Annotated in this window: 17 protein-coding genes; 1 reads left to right on the top strand and 16 read right to left on the bottom strand. The window is 48.7% G+C overall.

Translation table 11 applies throughout. The features are described from left to right. Positions 1 to 89: 89 nt before the first annotated feature. Positions 90 to 989 (top strand): LysR family transcriptional regulator, encoded by a 900-nt coding sequence (locus WFJ73_RS12175; protein WP_336773311.1) that lies wholly within the window; start codon positions 90 to 92, stop codon positions 987 to 989. On the opposite strand, the gene helD is transcribed toward WFJ73_RS12175, so the two are convergent. From helD to tatA, 16 genes are all read right to left on the bottom strand, one after another. Next, on the bottom strand, positions 974 to 3,412 hold the full coding sequence (gene helD / locus WFJ73_RS12170; protein ID WP_336773310.1) for an RNA polymerase recycling motor HelD: 2,439 nt from the start codon (positions 3,410 to 3,412) through the stop codon (positions 974 to 976). The two genes, WFJ73_RS12175 and helD, sit on opposite strands and share 16 nt — an antisense overlap. A 281-nt stretch (positions 3,413 to 3,693) precedes the next feature. Continuing rightward, positions 3,694 to 5,172 carry an Lsa family ABC-F type ribosomal protection protein gene (locus WFJ73_RS12165; RefSeq protein WP_336773309.1) on the bottom strand — a complete coding sequence of 493 codons (1,479 nt, stop codon included), beginning with the start codon at positions 5,170 to 5,172 and terminating at the stop codon, positions 3,694 to 3,696. 281 nt (positions 5,173 to 5,453) lie between these two features. After that, on the bottom strand, positions 5,454 to 6,059 hold the full coding sequence (locus WFJ73_RS12160; protein WP_336773308.1) for a dienelactone hydrolase family protein: 606 nt from the start codon (positions 6,057 to 6,059) through the stop codon (positions 5,454 to 5,456). Then, positions 6,046 to 7,404, bottom strand: a complete 1,359-nt coding sequence (locus WFJ73_RS12155; RefSeq protein ID WP_336773307.1) for a transglycosylase domain-containing protein — start codon at positions 7,402 to 7,404, stop codon at positions 6,046 to 6,048. The genes WFJ73_RS12160 and WFJ73_RS12155 overlap by 14 nt, the downstream gene beginning before the upstream one ends. Before the next feature lie 5 nt (positions 7,405 to 7,409). Next, positions 7,410 to 8,078 (bottom strand): transglycosylase domain-containing protein, encoded by a 669-nt coding sequence (locus WFJ73_RS12150; RefSeq protein WP_336773306.1) that lies wholly within the window; start codon positions 8,076 to 8,078, stop codon positions 7,410 to 7,412. Between the two features lie 134 nt (positions 8,079 to 8,212). Next, the gene (locus WFJ73_RS12145; protein WP_336773305.1) at positions 8,213 to 8,539 is read right to left on the bottom strand and encodes an AzlD domain-containing protein; all 327 of its coding nucleotides are present in this window, start codon (positions 8,537 to 8,539) and stop codon (positions 8,213 to 8,215) included. Further along, complete coding sequence (locus WFJ73_RS12140) at positions 8,530 to 9,255, bottom strand: AzlC family ABC transporter permease (protein ID WP_336773304.1); 726 nt, start codon at positions 9,253 to 9,255, stop codon at positions 8,530 to 8,532. Before WFJ73_RS12140 ends, WFJ73_RS12145 begins: the two co-directional genes overlap by 10 nt. A gap of 72 nt (positions 9,256 to 9,327) precedes the next feature. Continuing rightward, a complete protein-coding gene (locus WFJ73_RS12135; protein ID WP_336773303.1) occupies positions 9,328 to 9,783 on the bottom strand; it encodes a GNAT family N-acetyltransferase in 456 nt (151 codons plus the stop codon). After that, the gene (locus WFJ73_RS12130) at positions 9,770 to 10,246 is read right to left on the bottom strand and encodes a DMT family transporter (protein ID WP_336773582.1); all 477 of its coding nucleotides are present in this window, start codon (positions 10,244 to 10,246) and stop codon (positions 9,770 to 9,772) included. The genes WFJ73_RS12135 and WFJ73_RS12130 overlap by 14 nt, the downstream gene beginning before the upstream one ends. After that, positions 10,246 to 10,950, bottom strand: coding sequence for a Crp/Fnr family transcriptional regulator (locus WFJ73_RS12125; protein WP_336773302.1), 705 nt, complete (start codon positions 10,948 to 10,950; stop codon positions 10,246 to 10,248). The genes WFJ73_RS12130 and WFJ73_RS12125 overlap by 1 nt, the downstream gene beginning before the upstream one ends. 38 nt (positions 10,951 to 10,988) lie before the next feature. Then, the gene (locus WFJ73_RS12120; protein ID WP_336773301.1) at positions 10,989 to 11,414 is read right to left on the bottom strand and encodes a DMT family transporter; all 426 of its coding nucleotides are present in this window, start codon (positions 11,412 to 11,414) and stop codon (positions 10,989 to 10,991) included. 116 nt (positions 11,415 to 11,530) lie between these two features. Beyond that, positions 11,531 to 11,803, bottom strand: coding sequence for a hypothetical protein (locus WFJ73_RS12115; RefSeq protein ID WP_336773300.1), 273 nt, complete (start codon positions 11,801 to 11,803; stop codon positions 11,531 to 11,533). 101 nt (positions 11,804 to 11,904) lie between these two features. Beyond that, positions 11,905 to 12,630, bottom strand: coding sequence for a class I SAM-dependent methyltransferase (locus tag WFJ73_RS12110; RefSeq protein WP_336773299.1), 726 nt, complete (start codon positions 12,628 to 12,630; stop codon positions 11,905 to 11,907). Positions 12,631 to 12,662: 32 nt separating this feature from the next. Next, positions 12,663 to 13,229: a methylated-DNA--[protein]-cysteine S-methyltransferase gene (locus tag WFJ73_RS12105; protein ID WP_336773298.1), complete on the bottom strand. Its 567-nt coding sequence runs from the start codon at positions 13,227 to 13,229 to the stop codon at positions 12,663 to 12,665. Positions 13,230 to 13,321: 92 nt separating this feature from the next. Further along, entirely contained in the window at positions 13,322 to 13,759 is a 438-nt protein-coding gene (locus WFJ73_RS12100) for a cupredoxin domain-containing protein (RefSeq protein WP_336773297.1), read from the bottom strand. 22 nt (positions 13,760 to 13,781) lie between these two features. Then, the gene (gene tatA / locus WFJ73_RS12095; protein ID WP_336773296.1) at positions 13,782 to 13,985 is read right to left on the bottom strand and encodes a twin-arginine translocase TatA/TatE family subunit; all 204 of its coding nucleotides are present in this window, start codon (positions 13,983 to 13,985) and stop codon (positions 13,782 to 13,784) included. Between the last annotated feature and the right edge of the window lie 9 nt (positions 13,986 to 13,994).

The raw sequence follows: 13,994 nt of genomic DNA, 5'->3' as shown, positions 1-13,994 counted from the left end.
CCATTATAGTCTTGAGAATCCATGAACTCTAATATATATTTAGGCATAGCAACTATAAACTACAGGTTATAACGATTAAGAAAGCCCAGGTGAGTCCATTGGAGCTCCTTCAATTAAAATATTTTCAGACGACGGCGCGTTTACAGCATATGACGCAAGCAGCACGTCACTTGCATATTTCTCAGCCTGCTCTTAGCAAAACGATCGCTTCCCTCGAAGCGGAGCTGGGAGTAAAGCTGTTCGAGCGCACCAACAAATCAATCCGGCTTAACGAGCATGGCATTCATTTTCTAAGCAAGGTGGATATCGCCCTTCAAGCGTTGGAGGATGGAAAACGAGAGCTGCAGGATTCGGTTGAATCTCCTTCCGAATACATTACGCTTGATGTACGCGTCTCCTCTCATCTCCTCCCGGGTCTCCTAGCCGAATATCGCAAGAGTAAGCCTGATACGCAATTCCATTTGCTTCAGCATGCGTTGCCAAGCGAACACGCTTTCGACTTTGATTTATGCCTGTCAGACGGCGCTGTTCCTCCGTCCGGCTGCCATTCGGTCGCCTTGCTGCGGGAAAAGATTGTCGTAGCGCTGCCTTCCGAGCATCGTCTTGCCAAGCGAGAACGGATCAGCCTGGAGGAGTTGAAAGAGGAACGATTCATCAGCCTGCCTCCCGGCAAATCGCTGCGCGAGACTACGGATGCTTTCTGCCGGCTCGCCGGATTTACGCCGCACATTCAATTCGAAAGCGACGATCCGGCCACTGTCCGCGGTCTTATTCGGGCCGGTCAAGGCCTTGCATTTCTTCCGGCTATCACCTGGGGAGGTTCAACCGGGCCCGATGTGGTTACCATCCCTTTGAAGGAAGGATATTGCGAACGATCCATCTCTCTTCATTGGCCCAAGGGACGGTACCTGACTCAAGCTGCCGCATCGTTTCGAGATTGTACCACCCGATACTTCTCGGAACTGGCCGAGGCTTATTCCAAAGCCTGAAGCTCGTATAGCTCACTGCTCAAGGATTTCAGATATGGCGCCCAATCTCCGCAAATGTAGAGGTGGAGCCGATGCATCGCGCGAGTGCACGCCGTATAGAACAGCTTTCTTTCGCTTTCACGGTTATAAGACTTCGACGATGCGTCGTAGATCGCGACGGCGTCAAACTCCACGCCTTTCGCTAGATAAGCCGGGATAACCATAATTCCGGACTCGAAGGTTAAGGTATCCGTCGTTACCAGGCGAATATCTTCCATCCCGTATGAGGTCAACGCCTCGTAAGCCTCCTTGCTTTCGGCAGCGTTTTTCGCAATAACCGCAATCGAACGGTTACCTTCCGCCTTGAGCGATTCAAGATCATGAACAAGCTGGCGAAGCAGCGCTTCGCGGCTCCTAGCCGTTGTGATCAACGGCTTTTTGCCATGACGCTCGAACGGAATAATCTCTTCGCCGCCTGGGAGCATGAGCCGCGTGAACTCCACGATTTCTTTTGTCGACCGGTAGCTTTGCAAGAGCGGAATGAGAGTGGAGTTTTCTTCCCCGTATAACTTAAGCAGCGGAGAATCTCCTCCTCCCAGCTTGGAAGATTGAGTAAAGATCGCCTGCCCGAAATCGCCAAGCACGGTCATGCGGGCATTCGGGAACAGTTTCTTAAGGAAAGCATACTGGAATGGCGAATAATCCTGGCCTTCATCCACGAAGATATGGCGGACAATCGTATTCATCCGGGAGCCTTCAATTAACTCCTTCAAGAACAGATAAGGCGTTGCGTCTTCATAGAACAACTCTTGATTGCCAAGCTTCTCCTTCGTTTGCCTGCAAATCTCCGGCCAGTTAGCAGGCACATCGGCATCTTCGGTCATTTGGCTGTAGGCTGATTCCTCTTCGACGAACAGCTGCGCGTAAAGACCGTTTACATCGACGAACTTCATTTTCTTCACCATCCGGCGCAAAGGCTTGAAATGCTCCTTCACGATCATTTGGCGCAGCAGGTCTTCCTGCTGTTCGGAGAAGTCGAAGATTTGATCCTCGCCTTGATTCATAAACTTGTTGGCGCGATCCATCGCTTTCGCATAACGTTCGGAAACATCAAACAGCTCTTCGTCGCGCTGGAACTTCTTCAAGATCTCGCTGTATGCCTCGACGTATTGGTCATTATCAAGATAATCGAGCTCTTTATCTACCCACTCCGCCGCCAGTTCATTGCGCGCAAATTTACGCAGCTCCTTCAATATCCATTCCTGCAGCAGGATAACCCGGTTAGCCAGGCGGACGGAAGCATCATAACCGTAAAATTGCTCGTATAATTGCTTCGAAGTGATCAGTTCGCGGTCCCGGAAACGTATACTCTTAAACAACATGCCTTCCTTGCTTAACCACCCCGCGTACTTCTGCAGCGCATGCAGGAAAGCTTCCGATGCTTTGTACCGGATACCGTCTACCCGCGCTTCGTAACCAGCCGCCGATTCCTGCGTCAGCACATATTCGATTTGTTCGAACGGATCCTCCACCTTCATGGCAGCACCAAGCCAGTAGTCCAGATATTCCTGGAAGGTCGTCTGCTGCATGTTCTCCTCGCCAAGCTCGGGAAGAACGGTAGATACATAACTATTGAACATCGGATTCGGCGAGAAAAGAACGATCTGGTCAGCCGTCAGCCGCTCCCTGTGTTTATAAAGCAAATACGCCGCCCGCTGAAGGGCTGCCGAGGTTTTCCCGCTTCCGGCGACACCCTGCACGATCAGCATCAGGCTGGTATCATTGCGGATAATCGCGTTTTGTTCCTTCTGAATCGTCGCCACGATGCTTTTCATCTGGTTATTGGCGCCTTGGCCAAGCACCTGCTGCAGCATCGAATCGCCTATCGTTACGCTCGCATCAAAGAAATTAAGGAGCTTGCCGTCTTTTATCTGGTACTGCCTTTTAAGCTCCATATTTCCTTCAATTTGTCCGCCGGGCGTCGCGTAGGAAGCCGGACCCGGAGAGTAATCGTAATAAAGGCTGGCGATTGGCGTCCGCCAATCATAGACCAGGAAGTTCATTCCGTCCGAAGCCAAGAAGGATGACAAGCCGATATAGACCTGTTCCACCTCATTCATGCCGTTCTCTTTAAAATCAATGCGTCCGAAATAAGGAGACTGTTGAAGCCGTTTCAGGCTTTTCCATTGCTGGCGCCGTTTCTCGTGAGTCCGCTCACGCTCCGATAACAGCGCGGCCTGCTGATTGATGCTGAAGAACGTTTCTTCAAAATCCTCATCCGAGCTTGTGTTGACGGTCACTTCCTCCCAGAAGTGCCTGCGTATATTCGAGGCTTGACCGTACAGCTGATCCACTTCCGGTTCAAGCTCCGTAATTTTCTCTTTCAGCTTCACTTTCACTTCATGAAGACGATTTTGCTCCTGGTCCCATTCTTTCTGCATCATAACTATAAACACACTCCTTCTCGATTTTAAAAAAATCTCGAAAATAAACGTTTGACATTTGACAACCGCATCCGCCGCATGATATTATATAAGTGTAGATAAGATGTTCTAACTATGCCATCACATAAATCATTCATGCAGAGGTTTTATTACTATAGCATGATTCTTTTTGATAAGCAATCGTAAAATCCCTCCCGTTGTCCATACGGGGCTTTTGTTTTTATCCGTCATCAAACAAGGCCGCCCTTCTTAACCGAAGGACGGCCTTGTTTCTTATTCCGTTACAGCTCAACGATTTTTGTCGCGATATTCTCGCAGAAAGCCCGGTCATGCTCGACAAACAGAATGGTTGGCGAATGCTCCAGCAGGAGCTCTTCAATCTGCATGCGGGAGATAACATCGATAAAGTTCAACGGTTCATCCCATATATGAAGATGCGCTTTCTCGCTTAAGCTTTTCGCGATCAGAACCTTCTTCTTCTGGCCTCCGCTGAATGCGGAAATATCCTTCTCGAACTGAATTCTGGAGAAATCCAGCTTGCGCAGAATAGCCTTGAAGAGACTTTCGTCGATTCCGTGCTCTCTCGCGTAATCCGTCAATTTGCCCCGCAGGTGGGAGGTATCCTGGGACACATAAGAGATCTTGAGGTTGCTTCCTTTGCGGAATGTCCCGGTGTAGGTCAGGTCCTCTCCGATGATCAGCTTAAGAAGACTGGATTTGCCGGAGCCGTTCCGGCCGGAAAGCGCGATACGTTCCCCCTGCTCGATCGTAAAGCTAATGTCCGAGCATACTTCCTTATCGCCGTAATAGACCGAGACCCGCTCCAGCTCCACAAGCTGGGGTTTGTGGTAAGTCAGCTGCTCGAGCTTCAGGCTGTCGGAAGACTCGATGTTTTTCAACAGCGTGGATTTCTCGTCGATTGCCGATTGCTGACGCTGCTCCATCGACTTCGAGCGCTTCATCATTTTGGCTGCTTTATGTCCGATATAACCTTTGTCTACCTTGGAGCCGGAGTTTCTTGTGCCGTTCTTTGTCTTCTCGACTTCATGAGACCAGTTATTCGTACGTTTCGCCGCATCGGACAACCGCTTAATGTCTTTCTTCAGCTTATCATTCTCCGCCAGCTCGTATTGATCCTGCCGCTCTTTGTTCTCCCACCATTCCGAGAAATTACCCTTCTGAACTTCGATATTCGTTCGGTTGATGGACAGAATATGGTCAACGCAATGATCCAGGAAGGTACGGTCATGGGAGACGAGAATAAATCCGCTTTTGCCGTTTAAATATTGGCTGACCAGCCTCCTCGCGTTCATATCCAGATGGTTGGTCGGTTCGTCGATAAGCAGAAAGCTGTCTTCCTTCAGGAACAAGGCGGCAAGCAGCACCTTCGTTTGCTCCCCGTTCGACAACGTATTAAACGGCCGATACAATACATCATCGGATACCTGAAGCAGCGTCAATTCGCGCATCAGCTCCCATTGCTGGTAATCCGGGTAAATCTCCTCGACGACATCCGTCGTCAAATATTCCGGATGCTCGACCCGGAACGGAAAGTAGTCAAACGTTACGTTAGCCGAAATATGACCGCTATACTCGTATTTGCCAAGCAGCAGATTCATAAAGGTTGTTTTTCCCCGGCCGTTGCGACCGGTAAAGCCCAGCTTCCAGCTCGTATCAAGCTGAAAGCTTACGTTCTCAAATATATTATCGTAGCTGCCGTCATAGGCAAACGTAAGGTTCGATACATTAATCAATGACATTTGAATTCCCCCGTAATCAAAAAGAGCTGCAAGAAAGTTACCTTTCTCGCAGCTCAAATGAATATGGCAAATCCGGCCCTTGGATTATCCAACGGGTCGGAAGGGATATTCGCCTGAGTGAAAAAGATGTAGTAACTCTCTTGCGCATAGAAAAATAAAACAATCGAAACAGATCGTTATCGTTCGTTTTATTCTTGTATACCGTCGCAAGAAAATCCTACATATCTTTTTCATCCCCAATCCTTAAATTACAGGTATCTTAACATAGCCATTTTTGAATTTCAACCAATGGATTTGAGAAAATCCACCATTTGACCAAAAGCTTCGTCTGCCGACGCTTGGACGTACCGCTTGGAATATGGATCGCCGAAGCCATGGTTTCCGCTGAATTTGCGGGTTATAACCTGTTTCTTGACCCTCAGTTCAGCCATTACTTGGTCCACGTCAAATGAAGGCTCGGTCTCCGGATAAAACAATAACACTGGACAGGCAGGATTCCGTTCCGTGTAGCTGCGGATACGGGAGCCATAGTAGCCCACCACCGCCGAGATATCGGGGCTGATGCTGCACAGCCAGGACACGGTTGCCCCAACGCTGAAACCAACCAGGAATACTTTGCGGTATTGCTTTTTTAGCTCACCCGCTAATCTTAGTATGGCTGCAGAGGCTTGTTCGAATCCGACATGCTCCATAAAATTTCCGTAAGCCTCTTCCTCTTGCTCATAACCAAAAGGCTCCTGCCGATTAAGCAATTCCGGTGCATACACATCAAAGCCCTGTGCCGCCAATTCCGTGCATACAGACGAAATATGTGAATTCAAACCGTAAATTTCATGGGCTACGATAATCGCCTTATCCGATTGCTGCTTGATCTCAATCATCGTCATTCTTATCTTTTTTTCCTTTCCCTTTGCCTCGATGCTCTTCATCCCGCTTTTTCTTCTTCTCTTCTTTCTTTTTTTCTTTCTCCGATTTTTTCTTTTCTTTGTCCTTTTCCTTGTCCTTCTTCTCTTCTTTTTCTTCCTTTGCTTTTTCGGTGTCCTTTGGCTTCTTGGCAATCGACGGCACGTTAGCGAATGCCTTGACCGGTTCGTCTTGAAGAGCTTCACCCATCAGCTTCTGGAATACGGCTGCTGCGGCCTTTGAGGTTGTCGTTAAGTAATGGCTGCTATCCGTATGGTCATAGCCTAGCCATACCGCTCCAACCAGCTGCGGCGTATACCCGACAAACCAATTGTCTTTCATCCCTCCGCCGGTTCCAGGCATTTCGGTTGTGCCCGTCTTACCGGCTACCGGTCGATCACCGAGTGCTGCTGCGTCGCCGGTACCTTCCTTGACTACTCCTTCAAGCATCGCCGTCATCGTCCGGGCAACGGCAGGCTCCGTTACTTTCACGCTGCCGTTGGAATCGAATTCGGCTGTTGTCTCCCCTTCAGCCGACTCGATCCGAGTAATGGAATGTGCCGGAATCCGTGTTCCGTCATTCGCGAATACGCCAAAAGCTTCAGCCATATCCAGCGGCGAGACTCCTTCCTGCAAGCCGCCTAACGCAAGTCCCAATGTCCGGTCAGCGTCCGTAAGCTCGATACCGAACCGCTTAGCGGCTTCCATCCCTGCATCAATCCCCATCTCGTTAAGCAGCGAAACCGCAGGCACGTTATACGAATGAATAAGGGCTTCATAGATCGATACTTCGCCATGATAACTGCCGCCCGCATTTTTAGGTTGATAACCTCCGAAATTAACCGGTTCATCCATTAAAGTACTATCCGGAGTATAACCACGCTCCAAAGCGGGCGTATACACCGATATCGGTTTCATCGTAGAGCCCGGCTGGCGTTTCAACTGTACCGCCCGGTTAAAACCGCGGAACGGCTGCTCGCCTCTGCCCCCAATGAGAGCCCGTATCCCGCCGTCTCTAGGATCTACAAGCACAGCCCCGCTTTGAATAAGCTGATCCGAGCTGCCCGACGGAAAGAGGCTGTCCTGCGAATAGACTTGCTCTCCAGCTTCCTGCATCTTCCTATCCAGAGTCGTATAGATCCGGAATCCTCCGTGAAGCACTTCATTTTCCGTTATTCCATATTTCTGGCTTGCCTCGCGAATGACCTGATCGATGAAATACGGGTATTTAATGGCGTCACTGCTGCTTGGCTTCGAGCTTTGAATATGAAGCGGCTCCTTTACCGAAGCCTCATAAGTCGATTGATCAATCTTGCCCTGATCCTTCATAAGCTTCAGTATGGCGAGAGTGCCGAAGGCGCTTTGATCATTCCGGCAAGCAGTGCCGATTGCGTAAGCGACAGTTCGTTCACCGGAATGCCAAAGTACACATCGGAAGCCTTCTTAATCCCCCAAGCCCCTTCGCCAAAATAAATCTGGTTCAAGTAAAAGGTTATAATCTGCTGTTTATCGTAATTTTTCTCGATTTTCTCGGCGAGCAGAAGCTCTTTCCACTTCCGGGTCCAGGTCCGTTCCTGGCTGAGAAACACGTTTTTCGCCAGCTGCTGGGTAATGGTGCTTGCCCCCTGAACCGTCTTGCCGTTTGTCAGATTGGTTACCATCGCACGGCCAATCCCTTGCAAATCCGTGCCTTTATGCTCGAAGAAACGTTTGTCTTCTACGGCGACGACCGCTTCGATAAGCTGCTCCGGTAGGCTGTCATAGCTGACGGCTTCGGCTTTTTTCGGCGAAATGCGAAGCACTTCTTCGTTGTTCTGATCGTAAATGATCGTGACGGCCGGCAGCGGCTCCTCCAGCAAGGACACATCCTGCCTCGCAACCATGAATTTAAATGCAATTACTCCCACTACGGCGATAAAAACGCAGGCAATCATAACAAGAAGGACAAGCTTCTTCCATAGTCCCCGCTTTTTTGCTTTCTGATGATGAATCTCTGATCTCATACAACTTCCTCCAAGCTTGTTGCAACAACCCGTTACTTTTGTCTTGGATAATAATTCGCAGACGAGACCCGTTTTCTGTACGTAGGACCTAATTGAATGTCATTATGAAAAAAAGTCTGCGATATACGCAGACCCTACATAATCAACCTAAGCAGCATGACGGTTACTACGCCCGTGATGATCGTCCCAAGCAAACTGCGCGTAAAGATCGCTACCAGGAAGGTAGGCAGCGCGGCAATCAATTCGATATTATCCTTCAATGCCGTAAGCTTTCCATCGGTCATCAGCAATTCATTGCCTAATAAGGCTGCCATAACCGCAACGGGTATATAGCTTAGCCAACGCATCGCCAGATCGGGAATTTGCAAGCGGCTGAGCACAACAAGCGGCAGCACCCGCGGAAGAAAAGTAGCGATTGAAGCACCTATTATAATTGCAAGAATATCCCATCTTATTTCCATCTTTCAATCAACACTCCTATTGTTGCCGCACTTACGGTTGCGATAATGACCGCCACGCTACCCGAAGTCACCATGCTTGCTCCAACAACGATAATGACCGCGCTTACGACAACAATTAAATCTCTGAACAGCTTCTGGCGTCCCAATAATTGCAAGACCAGCAGCCCAATAAACATGGCGGACAAGGCAAAATCCAGTCCAAACTTCTCCGGATTCGTGATCCATTGTCCTAGAAATGCTCCCGCCATCGTAGCAAGAATCCAATTGAGATAAGCCGTTACATTTAATCCGTTCATCCATGATTCGCTGAGCGTTTTTGTATTGGCCGCTCTGTTAATCGCTACTCCAAAAGTCTCGTCCGTCAGAAGCGTGCCAATCATCATGGTCTTAAAAGCCGTCAAATGACGGAAATAGGGGGATAATGCCGCGCTAAGCAGCAGATGCCGAAGATTTACGATAAATACGGTAAACACGATTGCTGCTATGGAGCCCTGCGCGGCTACCATTCCCGCGATAATAAACTGCGCCGAGCCCGCGTAAATAAGGATCGACATTAGGGTAATCTCCAGCACGCTTAACCCCGAAGTATGGCCAACCACTCCTGCCGCGAACCCGATGCTTAAATACCCGAGCAACGTTGGTACGCAGTCCTTCACCCCTTGAATGAAGCTGTTCTCATCTCTGTCCAATCTAAGCTGTACGTTCTCTTGCTGCATGTACTTCCCTCTCCTACCATTAAAGCTATCCTCATATCTTAGCACAAAAAGAAGCCGCAGAACGCGGCTTCACTAATCCTTCTTGAGATGCATTTCCATCCAATCGTTAGCTTCCTGAAATCCAAATTTCTTATAAACCGGTCTGCCAAGTTGAGAAGCCGCAAGCCAAATGGTCTGTACTCCGGCTGATTTAACTTCCTCAACCAAACGATTCAACAGCTGGGTAGCGATACCGCGCCCGCGATAACGAATATCCGTATACATATTTGTGACATAAGCTTTTTTACCGCTTTTATTCGTATATGACGGAGGAAAATCATAAAAGATCACGGCCGCGGTTGCGACTATTCCCGAGTCTGCTTCTACAACCCATTCAATAAGCGAACCGTCCGTTAACTTGCTTGCGAAAAAGGTTCGGAGCTCCTCATCAATGTCTTGGTCTGGAGCAATTCCTTCATCCATTAATTGTTGCTTTCTCAATGCCATTAATGCCTCAATATCCTCAATAACTGCTTTACGATAGTTCATGCCGCACCTCTCTAAGCTGTTTATTCTCTTTAGGCTTCGACTTGAACAAGAGAATTCCTGCCAGAAGCGCCGCTACTCCAATCGCTTTCTGCGGAGTGAAAGGCACTTGCTCGAGTCCAAACCAACCTGCCGAATCCCACCATAAGGCGCAGAGCAGCTGGGAAGCCATTACGAAGGTTGTCCCATAGCTTGGGCCCAAGAGCCGTACCCCTTTAACGACGCAAGTGACGACGCCGATGCCAAGCAAGCCGCTGAACCAGAACCATACGGGCATCGCCTTCCAGCTCAGCATATCCGCTCCCTCAAACAGCAGCCCCATGAATAACGAAGCCATAAAGCCCATTCCAAGCACCAGAGCCGTTGTGGTGTGGGAGTTCGCAGCCGCATTAACTTTATTGTTGAACAAGTTCTGTACGCTGACCAGCGATCCTGCCATCAATGCCAGTAATATGCCTGTTAACATCATTTCTGCTCCTTCCGGTCTCCATTCTCGTAAATATTTCTTCCAGCAGCCTCTTCAAGCCCCTTGCGGTCTTTCACGACAAGCGTTCCCCGGCTGCGCTCGATCAAGTTTGCGCTGGTGAAGCTAAGAATAATCCGGTTCAAGTGCCGGTAGCTAGTGCCGATAAGATTCGCCATGTCCTTCAAATGAGCCGTGCTGACCCTTGCATCCTCCGGGGTCGTTACGGACAGCAAATAACTTGCAAGCCGGACTTCTACCGGGTACAAGAGATTAAAGCTGAGCGACACCGATTTGTTATAGAACTTTTCAGTGACAAGATGCAGCATAAATTGCAGGAACGGAACTTCTTCCCGATACAGCTTCAGCCAACGCTTGTGAAAAGCAACAGTCTCCACCGGCGTCACGGCCGAAACGGTATTCAAATTTTCCAACTCGTTCAGGCATTCGATCTCGCCTAGCACGCCTAGCGGGGACGTGAAATTAACAAGCAGCGTCTTCCCGTCTGCGGAGGTGGTGTACACCTTCACTTTTCCGCGCATGAGTAAAAAGATATACTCCGGTATTTCGCCTTGCTTGCATAACGTATCGCCCGGCTCGAACCGGTATAACGACAAATGCTGCCTTAGCGAGCTTGGGAATACATCGTCTAACGCGTATTGGGCCAGATATTGATCGATCCGGGCATCATCCAAAATTTCTCTCAACTTGACTGCATCCCCCTTCTAATGGATATTTTATCCTGTCAGAACGATAAACATAAGATCCCGGTTATCATAAGGGCAATGCCGATCCATTGCGGAGCTCTTAACCTGATTGGCGCATTACCGAACCAACCGGCTTTCTCCATCCCTAAAGTCACCAGAATTTGGGCGATCAGCACGGACGATACCGTAATGGCTGCTCCGTTATGGTGAAAAGCCGTAATATTGCTGAATATGATAAACGCTGCAAAAGCTCCGCCAAACCGGTAGCGCAGCTTCACCTGTTTGAGCTGTTTCCACGAACGGTCGCCTGTCATCCATACGATTAGCAGCGCGGCGGCAAAACCCGTCCCTTGCGTCAGCACCGCGGCCTGCCAGGTTCCGAGATGCTCGCCAATCGCTGCATTTGCCGTCCCTTGCAAGGTCAGAAATACGCCGCCCAGCACAGCATATAAAATGCCTTTCATTCCTCGTCATCCTCCTCGTTCATTTCGCTCTTCTAATTAAACGACGGAAGGTCGAAAACAAAAAGGACATATGTCCTGAATCCTAAAAAGGCAAATAAAAAAAGCATCATTGCCTCTTAAGCAGCGATGCTTTCCTTATCTTTTTCCGTATGATCTTCCTTCTTGCCTTGCATTTGCTTGTTCATGTCGCGAAGCTCTTGCAGCATCGTATCCAGCTCGCTGCGCAGCTGATGAAGCTCGCTTTTGCAAAGGAATTGCAGCTTATCCAGCTCGCTTGCGCTCATGTTCCCCATTCGAATCTGGTAAAGCAGCTTGTATTGCATCGATTCGCTTTCGCTGATCCGGTATTCAGGCATTCTCGCCGGTTCTGTTTTTTGTGCTTTTATCATTTCATTGGCTCCTTTGTCTTTGTTCTACGGTTATAATAAAGGAGCTGTATTAAGGATATATTTATTCAATGTTAGATGAACATTAATTTTCGAACCAAATGTTATTTCCGTGCTTTTACGATCAAGAACCATGGATTAGTCATTAAACGTTCATACCAGCTCTTATACCAGTCAGCCGCTCCGGTATGCTCCATATATTCCTTGGCCGGCTGCGGTTCGATCATCTGATCCAATGTAAAATGTTCCGTCGTTGCGTTAACAATATCCATCATGGATTTATGATAAAAGGTTACCTCTACAGGTCCCGTCTCCTTCTTATTCCATATATCCGTTAATAATTCATGGGCGAAATAGTCCGTGCGATCATACTGCTTGAACACCATAAACGGATGATGAACGGAGAATTGCAAGGTACCGCCTGGCTTCAGCACTCGTCGCAGCTCGCGGAAGACGGTTCCCCAATCCTCGATGTAATGCAGGGTAAGCGAGCTGACAATAAGGTCAAACGATTCATCCTCAAACGGCAGCGTCTTGCCAAGCTCACAGACCAAAACGTTTGCTTTATCCCCTACTCTTCTTCTGCAAGCCGCCACCATCTCCGGGCTGAGATCTATAGCCGTCACTTGCGCTCCCCGCTCAGCGAATTGCAAAGTGTACCAGCCTGCGGCACAGCCCGCATCCAGAACAGTCATACCGGACATATCATCAGGCAGTAGCTTCATCATCGCCGGCCGTTCATAAAAGGCGTTATGTCCGCTGCTATGATCAACGGACTGCTCATACGCGATGGCCAGTCGATCAAACGCCTTCGAGACTTTTTCATTCATTTATGTCACATCCTCTCTTGGACCTTGCTTTTTTAGAAGCGGTATCTCTCGTGTCCTTTATTCACGAAAGCTTGAACGCCTTCGAGATGAAGCAGCTCCTCTTTCATTTGAAGTCCGCCTCTGAAGCCGGTGAGCGTATTATTCTTGCCGATTACCCGGTGACATGGGACAACGATCGGGATGGGATTCATGCCGTTTGCCGTGCCTACCGCTCGAACAGCCTTCGGATTCCCTACTCGTTCCGCGATTTCCGCGTAGCTTCTCATCTCTCCGTATGGAATTTCGAACAAAGCCTGCCAGACGGAGTTTTGAAACGCGGTGCCGCGAAAATCCAAAGCGAACGTAAAGATCCTTCGGCTGCCGTCCAAATATTCCTGAAGCTGCTGCTTGTACGGAGCGACTTGAGCCGAATCCCTCATCAATATCGCATTCGGTATTTTTTTCTTCACCCATGCCTCAACCTTCTCCATTGTGGACTCATGGGGCAAAGTAACTTGCGCTAATCCGTTGTCCGTTGCAACCAGATAAATAGGCCGATTATGTAACACGGGATGCAGCAACATATCCCAATAAACCGTTGTTGATTGTAAACCCTTCATTTCATTCACCTCATTCAAATAAAACAATCTTACCATTCCTCAAACAAAACAAAAACAAAAAGCCGCGAAATCGCGGCTTTCGGTCAATACCTTTATTCAACGATGAGCTTGCCTACCATCTTGCTGTGGCCTGCGCCGCACACTACCGAGCAATGGAATTCATGCTCGCCGGCTTTGTCGGCTGTAAATGTCGCAGTGCCGTTATTTTCCTTGATATCGACGTTATAATCCGGAATCGCGAAGCCATGGAAGCCCTCTGTGTTATTTAATGTAATTGTCACTTTATCGCCTTGCTTAACACGAATTTCCGGTTGATCAAATTCAAAGTTCTTCGCTTTAACGGTAATGGCTTTTGCACCGCCACCGCTTGCAGCATTATTGCCAGCATTGGTCCCTGCGTTTGTACCCGCGTTATTGGTTGCGCCTGTATTGGCATTATTGTTGTTCTTCGAGCTTGATCCGCAGCCTGCAGTCGTACCCATTACGGTTACGGCCAGGGCAGCGATCATAAGCAGCTTATTGATCTTCATAGCAGCTGTCTCCTTTTGATCTTCAATTATTTTTAGTTTGTTCCAGCTCGATAATGTTTGATTTAACTTCCGGTTCATCATCGGCAATGCCTTTTGTTGAATTCCGGAACTCGCGCAGCGTATCGCCAAAGGCACGTCCAAGCTGAGGCAGCTTTGCCGGTCCGAATACAATCAAAGCGATAGCCAGAATAATGATCAGCCCTGAAATTCCTACGTTGTTAAACATATTATCCCT

Source organism: Paenibacillus sp. MMO-58, assembly GCF_037146255.1.
GTDB lineage: Bacteria > Bacillota > Bacilli > Paenibacillales > Paenibacillaceae > Pristimantibacillus.
The sequence above is the reverse complement of the archived record's forward strand: the minus strand, read 5'-3'. Positions and strand labels throughout refer to the sequence as shown.